Source organism: Streptomyces sp. NBC_00247, assembly GCF_036188265.1.
Lineage (GTDB): Bacteria > Actinomycetota > Actinomycetes > Streptomycetales > Streptomycetaceae > Streptomyces.
Genome location: NZ_CP108093.1, coordinates 3,125,769 through 3,138,166 on the forward strand (window position 1 = coordinate 3,125,769; position 12,398 = coordinate 3,138,166).

Annotated in this window: 12 protein-coding genes; 3 read left to right on the top strand and 9 right to left on the bottom strand. The window is 71.3% G+C overall.

The features are described from left to right. Nucleotides 1-218: 218 nt before the first annotated feature. The 3 genes from OHT52_RS13165 to OHT52_RS13175 form a co-directional block, all read right to left on the bottom strand. On the bottom strand, nucleotides 219-1,433 hold the full coding sequence (locus tag OHT52_RS13165; RefSeq protein WP_328720336.1) for a hypothetical protein: 1,215 nt from the start codon (nucleotides 1,431-1,433) through the stop codon (nucleotides 219-221). 488 nt (nucleotides 1,434-1,921) lie between these two features. Next, nucleotides 1,922-2,926 carry a hypothetical protein gene (locus OHT52_RS13170; RefSeq protein ID WP_328720337.1) on the bottom strand — a complete coding sequence of 335 codons (1,005 nt, stop codon included), beginning with the start codon at nucleotides 2,924-2,926 and terminating at the stop codon, nucleotides 1,922-1,924. 71 nt (nucleotides 2,927-2,997) lie between these two features. Then, the gene (locus OHT52_RS13175; RefSeq protein WP_328720338.1) at nucleotides 2,998-3,633 is read right to left on the bottom strand and encodes a TetR/AcrR family transcriptional regulator; all 636 of its coding nucleotides are present in this window, start codon (nucleotides 3,631-3,633) and stop codon (nucleotides 2,998-3,000) included. Between the two features lie 108 nt (nucleotides 3,634-3,741). Here OHT52_RS13175 and OHT52_RS13180 point away from each other — a divergent pair, with 108 nt between their 5' ends. Beyond that, nucleotides 3,742-4,506 carry an SDR family NAD(P)-dependent oxidoreductase gene (locus tag OHT52_RS13180; RefSeq protein ID WP_328720339.1) on the top strand — a complete coding sequence of 255 codons (765 nt, stop codon included), beginning with the start codon at nucleotides 3,742-3,744 and terminating at the stop codon, nucleotides 4,504-4,506. Between the two features lie 158 nt (nucleotides 4,507-4,664). Here the strand turns inward: OHT52_RS13180 and OHT52_RS13185 are convergent, their stop codons facing one another. The 3 genes from OHT52_RS13185 to OHT52_RS13195 form a co-directional block, all read right to left on the bottom strand. Then, nucleotides 4,665-5,324: a DUF5063 domain-containing protein gene (locus OHT52_RS13185; RefSeq protein WP_328720340.1), complete on the bottom strand. Its 660-nt coding sequence runs from the start codon at nucleotides 5,322-5,324 to the stop codon at nucleotides 4,665-4,667. Nucleotides 5,325-5,390: 66 nt separating this feature from the next. Continuing rightward, the gene (gene recR, locus OHT52_RS13190; protein WP_328720341.1) at nucleotides 5,391-5,990 is read right to left on the bottom strand and encodes a recombination mediator RecR; all 600 of its coding nucleotides are present in this window, start codon (nucleotides 5,988-5,990) and stop codon (nucleotides 5,391-5,393) included. A 154-nt stretch (nucleotides 5,991-6,144) separates the two neighbouring features. Further along, nucleotides 6,145-6,480 (bottom strand): YbaB/EbfC family nucleoid-associated protein, encoded by a 336-nt coding sequence (locus OHT52_RS13195; protein ID WP_328720342.1) that lies wholly within the window; start codon nucleotides 6,478-6,480, stop codon nucleotides 6,145-6,147. 368 nt (nucleotides 6,481-6,848) lie between these two features. Here OHT52_RS13195 and OHT52_RS13200 point away from each other — a divergent pair, with 368 nt between their 5' ends. Next, nucleotides 6,849-7,649, top strand: a complete 801-nt coding sequence (locus OHT52_RS13200) for an SLATT domain-containing protein (RefSeq protein ID WP_328720343.1) — start codon at nucleotides 6,849-6,851, stop codon at nucleotides 7,647-7,649. A 159-nt stretch (nucleotides 7,650-7,808) separates the two neighbouring features. Here OHT52_RS13200 and OHT52_RS13205 read toward each other — a convergent pair whose 3' ends face one another. The 3 genes from OHT52_RS13205 to OHT52_RS13215 all read right to left on the bottom strand — a co-directional run bounded on the left by OHT52_RS13205 (nucleotide 7,809) and on the right by OHT52_RS13215 (nucleotide 11,113). Further along, nucleotides 7,809-8,459: a hypothetical protein gene (locus OHT52_RS13205; RefSeq protein WP_328720344.1), complete on the bottom strand. Its 651-nt coding sequence runs from the start codon at nucleotides 8,457-8,459 to the stop codon at nucleotides 7,809-7,811. A 232-nt stretch (nucleotides 8,460-8,691) separates the two neighbouring features. Beyond that, nucleotides 8,692-9,381: a GntR family transcriptional regulator gene (locus OHT52_RS13210; protein WP_328720345.1), complete on the bottom strand. Its 690-nt coding sequence runs from the start codon at nucleotides 9,379-9,381 to the stop codon at nucleotides 8,692-8,694. A 349-nt stretch (nucleotides 9,382-9,730) separates the two neighbouring features. After that, complete coding sequence (locus tag OHT52_RS13215; RefSeq protein ID WP_328720346.1) at nucleotides 9,731-11,113, bottom strand: aspartate aminotransferase family protein; 1,383 nt, start codon at nucleotides 11,111-11,113, stop codon at nucleotides 9,731-9,733. 522 nt (nucleotides 11,114-11,635) lie between these two features. Between OHT52_RS13215 and OHT52_RS13220 the strand changes: the two genes are divergently transcribed. Beyond that, nucleotides 11,636-12,289, top strand: coding sequence for an MFS transporter (locus OHT52_RS13220; protein ID WP_328720347.1), 654 nt, complete (start codon nucleotides 11,636-11,638; stop codon nucleotides 12,287-12,289). The last annotated feature ends 109 nt before the right edge of the window (nucleotides 12,290-12,398 follow it).

Here is a 12,398-nt window from a genome sequence, read left to right on the forward strand (position 1 = left end):
GGCTCCGCAGGCCGCTCCTGCGAGCCACCGTGAACCGCCTCTCCCCACGAAGTGTCTCCGTCTGATGCTCTCCGGCATGTCCGCCGCCCCTCCCCGGTCCTCCACCCGTGATGATCACGAGTCGAGGGAGGCTACCAACGCTCGCTGACGGGCGCTCAGAATTTCGATGCACGCCACACGGGAAGATCTCGCAGGTCAGCGGAAGATCGGCGATTCCCTCACCTCCGGCGCGGTACCGGCACCGCCATCGGGCGCCCCGACGCCGCGCGCAGTTCCGCGACCCGGGCGGCGACGTCCGGCTGCTGCCGGGGGCGTGCGAGGAAGGTGTCGGGGACGTCGCCGGTGGCACCGCTCGCCTCGTCGCGGTCGATGTCGGCGCGGCAGTCCGCGCAGATCCCGTCGACCAGGGTGGTGGTGGTCTCGTCCTCGTCGCAGAAGAGGCACATCATCACGGCCCCGGCGATCTCCTCGTGCGCCGGGTACGACGCGTGCGGGCCGGGCTGCTGGGTGGGCGGCATCTTGTTCTCCAGTCGTTTACGCAGGAAGGCGACGGCGGAATGCACCGACGCCGGGAGCCCCGCCGCGAGGGCGTGGGCGATCCGGTCGCGGTCCACGCCCCGGTCCAGCCACTCGCCGACCAGGGGTTCCAGCTCCACGCACTCACCGTCGGAGAGCTGGAGCCGGGGGTCGCGGGCGCCGAGCGCGGCGAGTACGTCGTACGCCGGGGAGCGCGGCGCCCTCGACCCGGCCTCCCGGGCCAGGGCGGCGGCGGAGCCGGGCGGCGGGGCGTCCATCCGGCCCGCCATCAGGTCGCCGAGCGAGGCGAACACAGAGGCGGCACCATCGGGGAGTTCAGCCGTGGGGAGCCCGGCAGCGGGGAACCCGGCGGGCGGCGGGACCGCACCGGTGGCCGGCTCGATCGGGGCCCCCGCATCCGCCGGCCGCGCGGAGTGCCAGGGCGCCGCGCCCGGCACCCGCGCGCCCGGGACCTCCGCGTGCGGAGCGCCCGCGCTCGGGGCATCCACCTCCGGAACCCCCGCAGGGGGCACCGTCGTCGGGGCGGCCGGCTGGCCGGTCACGTCGATGCCGCGCACGAACCGTACGAGCTCCGCCCACCAGGCCGCGTTCCGCGCGGTACGGGAGAAGTACGTCCGGGTCACCCAGTGCCTGGTGCCGTTGACGCCGGTCAAGTGGACCTTGATGCGACGGAGATGGCCTTCACGGGTCAGCCGGTCGAGGGCGCTGCGGCAGGCCTGCTGGCCGTAGTCGGGGAGCTCCTCGGCGAGGGTCTTGTAGCCGATCGCGGCACCTTCGGGCAACCGGTCGATGTACGCACCGATGGCCGCCTCCCGGGGCGCCAGGTGCCTGAAGTCGCGGGCATGCCGGGGCGCTTGGTCGGGTGCGTGGCGCTTGCCGTACCCGGCTTTCGCCATGGGATGGGCAGGTGGGCGCAGGGCGGCACTAATGTTGGCGCTAGCCATGACGGATCGAATCCTCTCGATCTGGTTGCGGTCAGACCCCGGGTCGGTGTTGCCACACCGCCGGGGTCGTCCGTTTTCTGAGGTTTGAGGTTGCTCATCGCGAACGTAGAGCTTCACTACGCTCCGGCGCAAGCCGATCACGGAAAGCCACCCTCAGGTGTCATCCGCGCTCCCGTCCCCCTCCGGCCGCACCCCATCCGCGCCCGGACGCGCGGGCCTTGGCGGGAAGGGAGGGTGGGTGGGTGGGATTGAACCTGACCACCCATTCCTACAAAAGGCGGCTCGGAGTTCGAGGCTCGGAGCCCGCAACTCGGAGCCCGGGGCTCGGGGCTTGAGCTCCGGGCGGACCTGCGAAAACACCGTCAGATTCGAACGGCAACCAACTGCCCTGGAAATCACTCGTCCGTGGGGCGGGGGGCGACACATGTTCCGAATGACCGTCAGGAGAGCGCCCACCGGGGCGGATGCTCCCCATCGGCCGGGCAGACGAAGACCATCAGGTCCCGGTCCCGGCCGAAGCGGAGCCGGGTGGGCCGGATCACGGCATCGCCGCCCCGGATCGACATCCCGACCCGGCTCGATGCCCCGTCCCGCCGGAACCGGTCGCGGTCCTCCAGCGGCACCCAGCTACAGGAAGGCCCCTGCGTCTCGTAGCCCTCGGCGGTCAGCAGCAGGCGCATCGGGGCCCCGCACGAGGCGCATTCGACGACCATCGGCCCCGTCGAGGCCCAACTGGGAAAGCCACCGACCCGCCAGCCGGGCGGTATCGAGAGGTCGTACTGGTAGCTGAGGGCGTCCGGACCGTGTTCCCGCTCCTGCGCCTCGTCCCAGGCGTCGATGCGCGCGATCGACTCGGCGGGCAGCGAGCCCTCTTCCGCCCAGGGATAGGTGTCCACCTCCTCCGGGTGCAGGACGCACGGCTCGGGAAGCTCGTGCTCCCAGCGGAGCAGGGCCACTTCGGGTGGTGCGGTGAGGAACCGCCCCGCTCGCTCGGCCTCCTCGGCCCGTCGCCAGTGCAGGCGGTAACGGGGTTCGTGGTGCGGCCCGTGGGCGAGGGGACAACGGAAGAGCTGCACCAGGTCGGCGCCGCCGGGCCCTGCCGCCAGCCCCGGGACGTCACGGCGGAAGAGTTGGGCGAGCCCGACGAACGGGACGGGCCCGTCCGCTCCGACGCGGGGCCACGGTCGGCCGGACGGGGGCACACCCGCAGCCCGCGCCCTGCGGATCTCGTCCGGCGCATACCCCTCCGCCTCCGGCAGGTGCGGCTCGCGGCAGACCGGCCACGCATCGCCGTCCGGCCACAGCATCGGCCCGCCGACATGGCTGTCCCGCGCACCGGGGCGCCCCGGCCTGGGGTGCAGACGCGTCGTCCGGCCCCGCCACGCGGCCAGTTCGGGGAACACCGCCTCCACGGACACCGGCCTGCCCGGCGTGGTCCTCTTCATGGGCCGACCGTACGGGCCGGGCCCCCCACCGCGCCCGGATTCCGCCGGCCCTTCCGGAGCGAGCCGGAGCCTCAGCCCTGCCGCAGGGCCTCCGCCGCGATCCGCAACGCCTCGCGCGCGACCTCGTCCAGGGCGCGGTCCGAGCGCTCCGGATTCCAGGCGTAGTCCTCGGCGGCGACCCGCAGCGCGACGTTGATCATCGCGGCGGCGACCCGGGGCGCGAGTGCGTCCGGGGACTCCCCGGTGCGCTGGGCGATGGCTTCCGCGAGGACCGGCTCGGCTTCCAGATGGGTCTGGAGCCACACGGCCCGGAGCCCCGGTTCGGTGCGGGTGAGCCGCACCAGGCTGAGTACGTCCGCCGAACCGGCGGTCGGGCGCATGGTGTCGGGCCGCATGGCCTCCAGCGCGTCGATGAGCGGTTCGTGTCCGGAGCCCGCGCGGAGCGCCTCGGCGAGCGAGTCGACGCCGACCGCGAGCAGCGGCTGCACACACGCCTCCTTGGTCGGGAAGTACCGCCAGAGCGTGCGGGTCGAGACGCCGGCTTCTGCGGCGATCTCGTCGGCGGAGGTGGCCGCGACGCCCTTCTCCGCGAAAAGCCTCACCGCGACCTCCGCGATCTCCAGCCGGGTGGCCGCCTTTCGGCGCTCGGTCAGGGGCGGGCGGCCCGGGCGGGCGGACCGCGCGGCAGAGGTCGGAGCGTCTCCCATGGGACCACCCTAACGATCTCCGCAATATGGCGCGTAGCGACTTTCTGGCACCACGCGCCAAAAAACCGTACAGTCCGAGAGGGAACATCCAGGCAAGGGAGCACCACCATGAGCACCACCGACTTCCAGGACCGCAGCGTCGTCGTCACCGGCGCGGGCAGCGGCATCGGCCGGGCCACCGCCCTCCGGTTCGCCGCTCAGGGCGCGAAGGTCCTCGTCGCCGACCTGGACAAGGAGCGGGCCGGGCAGACCCTCGCCGACATCGCGGCGGACGGCGGCACGGCTGTCGTGGTGGTGGGCGACCTGAGCGAGCAGACCGTGGTGGACGAGGTCGTGCGCACCGCCGTGGAGACCTTCGGCGGCCTGGACGTGCTCGTCAACAACGCAGGGATCATGGACTCCATGTCGGCGGCGGCGGACGTCACGGACTCCGAGTGGGAGCGGGTCATCCGCATCAACCTCACCGCGCCGTTCCTGCTGACCCGGGCCGCGCTCCCGCACATGCTGGCGGCCGGAAAGGGCGCGATCGTGAACACCGCGTCGGAGGCGAGCCTGCGCGGCTCGGCCGCGGGCGCCGCGTACACCGCGTCGAAGCACGGAATCGCGGGCCTCACCAAGTCGACCGCCGTCATGTACCGCGCCCAGGGCGTGCGCACCAACGCCATCGCCCCGGGCGGCACCATCACCAACATCCAGGTGAACGCCGACCGCGACGCGCTCGGCCCGGCCGTCCTCGGCTCCTACATGGGCAACGTCGGCAAGCCGGCCACCGCCGAGGAGCAGGCCGCGGCGATCGTCTTCCTCGCCTCGGACGCGGCCAGCAACATCAACGGCGTGATCCTCGCCGTGGACAACGGCTGGTCGGCGGTCTGACCCGCCGGGCCCCGGCCCGCACCAGAGGCTGGTGCGGGCTACCGCGCCCCCGACACGGAGCCAGAAGCGGCCGGTGCGCGCTTCCGCGTCCCCGGCCCGCCGCCCGGACCGAGAGGCCGGTGCGCGCTTCCGCGTCCCAGCCCCTCCGGCTCCGGCAGCTACTTCACGGGGCGCAGCCCCAGCGGGCCCGCGATCTCCTGGACCATCACCAGACCCGCGGCCTCGGCGAGGTCGTCGTCGCCCGGGTCCTGGTCGGTGTCCAGCCCGTCCAGCTCCGCCAGCGGCTGATTGAGACGGATGTGCGCGATCAGCGACTGGAGCGCCCGCAGGGTCGCGGAGGCCGTCGAGCCCCAGTTGGAGAAGTACGAGAACTGCCACCACCACAGTGCTTCGGCCGTACGGCCCGCCTCGTAGTGGGCGAGACCGTGACCGAGGTCGGTGACCAGGTCCGCCAGGTCGTCGGAGATCCGGTGCGGCACGGGTGCCTTGCGGGGCTCGTACGGGTCGAAGACCTCGGAGTAGACGTCGATGGGCTCCAGCAGCGCGGCGAAACGCTCCCGCAGCCCGTCCGCGTCGGGCTCGGCGCCCAGGTCGGGCTCGTACCGCTCGTCCGGGAGAATGTCCTCGTACGCTCCGAGCCGGCCGCCCGCGAGCAGCAGTTGCGACACCTGGAGGAGGAGTACCGGAACGGCCTCCTCCGGCTCTTGGACCTTGGACACCTCGGTGACCGCGACGATGAACGTCTTGATCTGGTCCGCGATCTGGACGGCGAAGTCGTCCGGGTCCTGCGTGACGGAGTTCAGCGTGGCGTCAGACATCGAGGGAACCTCCCGTGGGCACCTGCACGAACGGCGGTTGGCTGGAACCTCTGCAACGTACCCGCGTCAGACATCGAGAAGCCGTCTCCCCTCGAAGGCGCGGCCCAGGGTCACTTCGTCCGCGTACTCCAGGTCGCCGCCCACCGGCAGACCACTGGCGAGACGGGTGACTCGGAGCCCCATCGGCTTGATCATCCGCGCCAGGTACGTCGCGGTGGCCTCACCCTCAAGGTTCGGGTCGGTCGCCAGGATCAGCTCCGTGATGGAACCGTCGGCAAGCCGCGCCAGCAACTCGCGGATGCGCAGATCGTCGGGGCCTACACCCTCGATGGGGCTGATCGCGCCGCCGAGCACGTGGTAGCGCCCCCGGAACTCACGGGTCCGCTCGATCGCGACGACGTCCTTCGGCTCCTCGACCACACAGATGACCGTCAGGTCGCGGCGGGTGTCGCGACAGATGTTGCACTGCTCCTGCTGCGCGACATTGCCGCAGATCGAACAGAAGCGGACCTTGTCCTTGACCTCCAGGAGGGCATGGGCGAGGCGCCTCACATCGGTCGGCTCCGCCTGCAGAACGTGGAAGGCGATCCGCTGCGCGCTCTTGGGACCGACGCCCGGGAGCCTGCCCAGTTCGTCGATGAGGTCCTGAACAACGCCTTCGTACAACGGAACGCCTTTCCTTCAAACCCTGCTCGTACCGTAGTGGGTACGCGCGGGTACCAATAGAGGTGCCGGACGGCTCAGCGCGGGAGCCCGCTGGGCTCGACCGGGAGCCGACTCGGCCCGCCCGGGAGCCGGTTCGGCCCGCTCGTACGTCGGTTCAGAACGGAAGTCCGGGCATGCCGCCCAGGCCCTGCGCCAGCGGGCCCAGCTTCTGCTGCTGGAGCGCGGTGGCGTTCTCGTTGGCCGCCTGGACCGCCGCGACGACGAGATCGGCCAGGGTCTCGGTGTCCTCGGGGTCCACCGCCTTGGGATCGATCACGAGGGCGCGCAGCTCGCCGGAGCCGTTCACCGTGGCCTTCACCAGACCACCACCCGCCTGCCCCTCCACCTCGGTCCGCGCCAGCTCCTCCTGGGCCGCCGCGAGATCCTGCTGCATCTTCTGGGCCTGCTGGAGCAGCTGCTGCATATTGGGCTGACCACCACCGGGAATCATGGTCACTCCTGGGCTTTTCGAGGGCGGATGTTTGGTTAAAACGAGCCTACGTGCTCGCCGGGTGCCCCGCTCCACCCATCGGACGCAACTCTTTCGAGTGAGATTTGCGGCGCTGAGAGAACGCCCTATACCTGACCAGAGGCCGACAGCACGCTGTAATGCCGCGTTTTCGCTCCCACGGCCCACCATTCGGCGGTAGGAAGGGCATGCGTACCGCCACACACAATCGCACCGCCGGTAACGCAGAGTCAGCGCGACCGGTCGTCGGCGCCGGCGCAGCGAGCCAGTCGGCGGAGTCGATGGAAGTCAGTGGAGATACCCGAGACAGACCCTCCGTAGTTCCACGCAGAGTGCAGAGGAGTGCCCCGGTGAGCCAGCCGGAGATGCCGCCCGAGGGGCCGCCCCGTAAGGAATCCGCTGCGGGGACGTCCGGTGACAGCGCCGGAATTACGCATTCCACCCCGGACCCGGGCAGCCCGGCGCGACCGGGGCGCGATCTCGCCGCACGTCCCTTTCCGCTCGGCGACTGGGGCGAGCCCGCCGAACGCCTCGACGAGCTGTACCGGTGGGTCGAGACGGGGGCGCTGGAGACGGCCGCCTGGTACTTGAAGGACCGCGCAGGGAAGCGGCGCGGCGCACGCGGGCTGCGCGTCGGCACCTCGGTCGGCGTCGTCGCGGGCGCGACGCTGCCGCTGCTCGACCTGACGGGCGCGCTGAACGGCTCGGCGGGGTACGGCTACTTCTCGCTGCTGCTCGGTGCCGCCTGCATGGCCTGTGACCGGTACTTCGGCCTGACCTCCGGCTGGATAAGGGATCTGGCCACCGCGCAAGCCGTACAGCGCAGGCTCCAGGTGCTCCAGTTCGACTGGGCCTCGGAGTCCGTACGCGAGGTACTGGGCCCGACCGAGGGCACCGCCAGCGAGGCGGCCGAGCGCTGCCTCGGGGTACTGCGCCGGTTCTCCGAGGACATCACAGAACTCGTACGGTCCGAGACGGCGGACTGGATGGTGGAGTTCCGCGCCGGGCCCGCCCCCATGGGGATGCAGTCGCTGGCGACGGGCGCCGGCATCGGCCGGGGCGAGCAGACCGGGCCGCCGGGCCGCTTTTCGATCCCCTCGGTGACCCGGCCGAACATGCCCCGGCAGCGACCGCCGGAGCCGCCCCGGTGAAGGCGCCGCTGTCACCGGGGTCGCCGCTGTCACCGGGGTCGCCGTGGTCACCGGGGTCGCCGTGGTCGTTGCTGTCACCGTGGTCGCCGTGGTCGTTGTTGGTTCGTGCAACCGGTACTGCCCGTGCGGTCGGTGCGGTCGGTGCTGCCGTCGTCGCCGTCAGCTGAAGATGATCATCGAGCCCTGCGCGAGGCTGCGGGTCGCCGCCGCGTGCAGGCCCAGCCAGACGTGCCGCTCCCGGGCGAACGGGCTCTCGTCGTACGCGATCGGCTCGGCCGGCTCCTCCAGCTCGGTGGGCCGGGTGGGCGGCGTGGGCGGAGCCGGCGGGTTCCCGGGGTCGATGCCGAGGGACGCGGCGACGAACTCCAGTTCGCGCAGCAGGCCGTGCGAGGACCCGAGCGGACCGCCGCCCTCCAGCAGAGCGTCGTTGGAGAGGGGGGCGGGGAAGTCCACCGGGACGTACGCCCCCGCGTGGTCGAAGTGCCAGACCAGGTGCGACTGCTGAGCGCTCTGCTCGAACATCTCCAGGAGTTGCTCGTAGTCCCCGCCCAGCGCGTCGACGGGAGTGACCGCCAGGCCGCTGAGCTGGAGCAGATAGGCCCGGCGCAGAAAGTGCAGCGCCTCGTAGTCGAAGCCCGCGACCGGGGCCACGTCCCCGGTGAGGCCCGGCATGTACGCGAACACGGGGACGGGCGGGAGACCGGCCTCCCCGAGCGCGTTGTCGAAGACGGCGATCTCTTCGGCGAAGGGGTTGTCGGGGCTGTGGCACAGCACATCGACGAGGGGGACGAGCCACAGATCACAGGCCACGAAGTCTCGCTCTCACACGGGGTTGGGCGCTCGTCGGGACAGCGTAATGCGGCAGGTGGGCCGCGCACAGGGTCTCTGCGGTCACGGGATCGGGACGGATACGGACACCACGGGGGCGCGCTGCCCCAGGGGTCGCAGGGGCCGCAGGAAGTCACAGAGGCCCCGCCGCCTCAGGGAGCGGCGCAGGGTGGGGCCGAGGCCCGGAACCAGGTGAGGCCGGGGCCGGGACGCCTCAGCGACCGTCCGTCGCGCTCAGCTCGGCGATCAGGAGCCGGTCCGCCCATTCCTGTTCCCGTGCGTAGTACGCGCGCAGGATCGCCAGCACCGTCGCCCGGTCCCCGGCGGCGACGGCTTCGGCGAGTGCCTCGTGGTCGAGCCAGAGCAGGCGGTCCCGTTCCGCGCTCGTCCGCAGCCGGTGCACCAGAAAAACCCAGCCCTGGACGCGGAGGGTCGCGAGGAAGTCGCTGATGTTCGGGTTGCCGACGAACGCGCTCAATTCGCGCCAGAATCGCAGGTCGTAGCCGACCAGCACGTCGAGGTCGCCGCCCCTCGCGGCACGTGCGGCCTCGGAGGCGCGGCGCCGGAGAGAGGTCATCGCGTCGCCCCGGACCGTGATCGGATGACAGCCGCTGAAGATGCCCTCCACGATGACAGAACGAGCCTGCACGATGGAGTGGTAATCCCCGGCGCTGAAGGCGCGTACCTGGAATCCACGGTGTTCGTCGGAGACGAGGAGGCCCTGCGAGGCGAGGTCGAAGAGCGCCTCGCGGACGGGCGTCGCGGAGACCCCGTACTGCTCGGCGATCTGCTTGACGGTGAACTCCTTGCCCGACGGCAGACGCCCCGCGAGCACTTCGTCACGCAGCGCACCGGAGATCTGGCGGCGCAGCGTGTTGCGGGTCACACCTCCGCTCGGGCTCATCCCGTTCCCTCCCCATTTTTCTGTTCGGGACACCTTAAGGCAGGCCCGCCCTGCCCGGATCCGGGCAGGGCGGGCAGAGTGGGTGATACGGGGACAGGTGCGGGGTCGCGTCGCTTTTGGCGGGAAATTCTCCTGTACGTCGCACCGATATCAGGCATTTCTCCCGCCAATAGCTCAGTCGGCGTCAGCGTCGGTGCTGGATCGGCCGGGTGCCGGGGGCGGGATCGGCTGGTGCCGGATCGTTCCGGTCTGGCACCGACCCGTTCGCCATGGGTGCCGACTCGGACGCTTGCCGTCGAAGCCCGGAACCCGGAGCCCGGAGTCGGCGGCGGCTCCGGTCACGTCCCGTTCATGCCGTGTAGCCGTCCGCGACCGTCAGTGCTTCGTCCAACGCCGCGAGACCCTCCAGTGCCTCGGCGTCGCTGACGTTGCAGGGCGGCACGACGTGGGTGCGGTTCATGTTGATGAAGGGCCACAGCCCCCGCGCCTTCGCCGCCGCCCCGAAGGCGGCCATCGGCGCCGCGGCCTCCCCCGTCGCGTTGTACGGGACGAGCGGCTCGCGCGTCTCCCGGTTCCGTACCAGTTCCAGGGCCCAGAACGCGCCGACGCCCCGTACCTCGCCGACCGAGGGGTGGTGCTCGGCCAGCTCACGCAGTCCCGGTCCGAGCACCTTCTCGCCGAGCCGCGCGGCACCCTCCACCACCTTCTCCTCCTCCATCAACCGGATCGTGGCGACAGCGGCGGCACAGGCCAGCGGGTGGCCGGAGTAGGTGAGCCCGCCGGGGTAGGGGCGGGTCTCGAAGGTGGCCGCGATCTCGGCGTTGATCGCCACCCCGCCGAGCGGCACGTACCCGGAGTTGACGCCCTTGGCGAAGGTCATCAGGTCGGGCACCACCCCGTAGTGGTCGGCCGCGAACCACTCCCCGGTACGTCCGAAGCCGGCCATCACCTCGTCCAGCACGAAGACGATGCCGTACCGGTCGCAGATCTCGCGCACGCCCGGAAGGTAACCGGGCGGCGGGGTCATGATGCCCGCCGTGCCGGGGATGGTCTCCAGCACGATCGCCGCGATCGTGCCGGGGCCCTCGAAGGCGATGGTGTCCTCCAGATGCTGAAGGGCGCGGGCGCACTCCTCCGCCTCGGTCGTCGCGTGGAACGACGAGCGGTAGAGGAAGGGCGCCCAGAACCGCACCACCCCCGCCGAACCGTTGTCGGACGCCCAACGGCGCGGGTCGCCGGTGAGGTTGATCGCGGCCGAGGTGGCTCCGTGGTACGAGCGGTACGCGGAAAGCACCTTGGTACGGCCGGTGTGCACCCGCGCCATCCGCACGGCGTTCTCGACCGCCTCGGCTCCACCGTTGGTGAAGAAGATCTTGTCCAGGTCGCCCGGGGTGTGGGAGGCGATCAGCCGCGCCGCCTCGGACCGGGCCTCGATCGCGAACGCGGGCGCGAAGGTGGCGAGTTTGCCCGCCTGCTCCTGGATCGCGGCCACGACGACCGGGTGCTGATAGCCGATGTTGGTGAAGACGAGACCGCTCGTGAAGTCGAGGTACCGGTTCCCTTCGTAGTCCCAGAAGTACGAGCCCTTCGCCCCCGCCACGGCGAGCGGATCGAGAAGGCCCTGCGCGGACCAGGAATGGAAGACGTGCGCCCGATCGGCAGCCTTCACGGCCGCACCGGCGGCCTGGTCGACGAACGGGTCTCGGGGGCCACGAGGGGCTTCAGCGGTCATGCCGGTGAGCGTAGGGGGTGCGAGCTGCGGCACTCCATGACCACGGTGCACGAAGTCGGTGGTACGGGTCGGCGGACCGCGGGGGCGTCCCGCCGGGGCGCGCGGGTACGGGTAGCTCCCGGACCGAGCCCCGCACGAGCAGGAAGCATCCCGACCTGGACCGCCTCCACGTCCTGCGCACGGGACCATCCCCGCACGAGCGGGAAGCGCTCTTCCTGACCTGCGGGTTCGTCCGGCACCAGTCGGGTTCCGGGCCGGCCTCACCGGCTCAGACTCGGCAGCCACACACCCCCACACCCGTCAACATCGCTCGCGTCCCGGCCGGTTCACCACACCCTGCACGGCCGAGCCGGCCAAACCCCCACTCCGTTGCCATCAGTTGCGCCTGCCGGCCCCCGCACCTGTAGGAACCGGGCAACCGTCCTACGGCGTCCCCCAGTCGGCTGGAGCCACAGCCGCATCCGTCGTACCGCCGCTCGACCTGTTGTCGTACCGGTACTCGCCCAGAGAGGCCGCCACCTCGTGCAAGCCCTCGCATGGACACTGGTGGGTCTCGCCTATGCCGTCCTCCCCCTGATGGTGTGGTGGCGCATCGCGCGAACCCCTCTCGTGAGGACAGCCGTCGCCCTGGCGCTGGCAGTAGCCGGCGGGCTGCTCGTGGCCGTCCAGCACCTCTGGCTGACGGGGCCACCGAGGCCCGACGCCCACCTCGTCTTCGCGGCCGTCGCGCCGCTGATCGTCGCGGCCGGGGCTGTCTGGGAGCGCTCGCAGGAGGGGACGGCGCCCGATCAGCACACCTGGGCGACCCGCCGCAGCGGGGCGATCGGCGTCCTGGGCACACAGTTCGCGGTCACCCTGGTCGCCTCCTTGCTCTACGCCCTCGTACTGACCGGGGCCTCGACACCAGCCGCATCCGCCGTACCGGCACTGCCCGCAGGGCTGACCGTTGAGTCACAGAGCGAGGGGTGCGGTTCCGGTAACTGCTACCGCCTGCTGACGATCGGCAGCGAGAACGGTCTGTCCTACCAGGAAATAGTCCGCCGTCTCGGCATCACCCACGAGAAGTGCCGTCCCAACGGCTGGCTGCTCGACCGGCGGGACCTGTGCGTCGGCCTGAACACCCACCGCACCGACCGGGTCGTGCTGTACGTGACGCTCAGCGATTTGATCGACTGACCGCCCAGGCGCCCAGGAACTCGCGGCAGATCCGGCACCCGTAACGGAATCGGTGTCGGCATCGGGGCCCAGCCCCCGGCATAGGCCCAGGCCACAGCACAGGCGAAGG

What these genes read in the sequence shown, in the direction of transcription:
- OHT52_RS13165 (WP_328720336.1), bottom strand. Translation starts at nt 1,433, where the DNA reads ATGGCGAAAGCCGGGTACGGCAAGCGCCACGCACCCGACCAAGCGCCC.
- OHT52_RS13170 (WP_328720337.1), bottom strand. Translation starts at nt 2,926, where the DNA reads ATGAAGAGGACCACGCCGGGCAGGCCGGTGTCCGTGGAGGCGGTGTTC.
- OHT52_RS13175 (WP_328720338.1), bottom strand. Translation starts at nt 3,633, where the DNA reads ATGGGAGACGCTCCGACCTCTGCCGCGCGGTCCGCCCGCCCGGGCCGC.
- OHT52_RS13180 (WP_328720339.1), top strand. Translation starts at nt 3,742, where the DNA reads ATGAGCACCACCGACTTCCAGGACCGCAGCGTCGTCGTCACCGGCGCG.
- OHT52_RS13185 (WP_328720340.1), bottom strand. Translation starts at nt 5,324, where the DNA reads ATGTCTGACGCCACGCTGAACTCCGTCACGCAGGACCCGGACGACTTC.
- OHT52_RS13195 (WP_328720342.1), bottom strand. Translation starts at nt 6,480, where the DNA reads ATGATTCCCGGTGGTGGTCAGCCCAATATGCAGCAGCTGCTCCAGCAG.
- OHT52_RS13210 (WP_328720345.1), bottom strand. Translation starts at nt 9,381, where the DNA reads ATGAGCCCGAGCGGAGGTGTGACCCGCAACACGCTGCGCCGCCAGATC.
- OHT52_RS13215 (WP_328720346.1), bottom strand. Translation starts at nt 11,113, where the DNA reads ATGACCGCTGAAGCCCCTCGTGGCCCCCGAGACCCGTTCGTCGACCAG.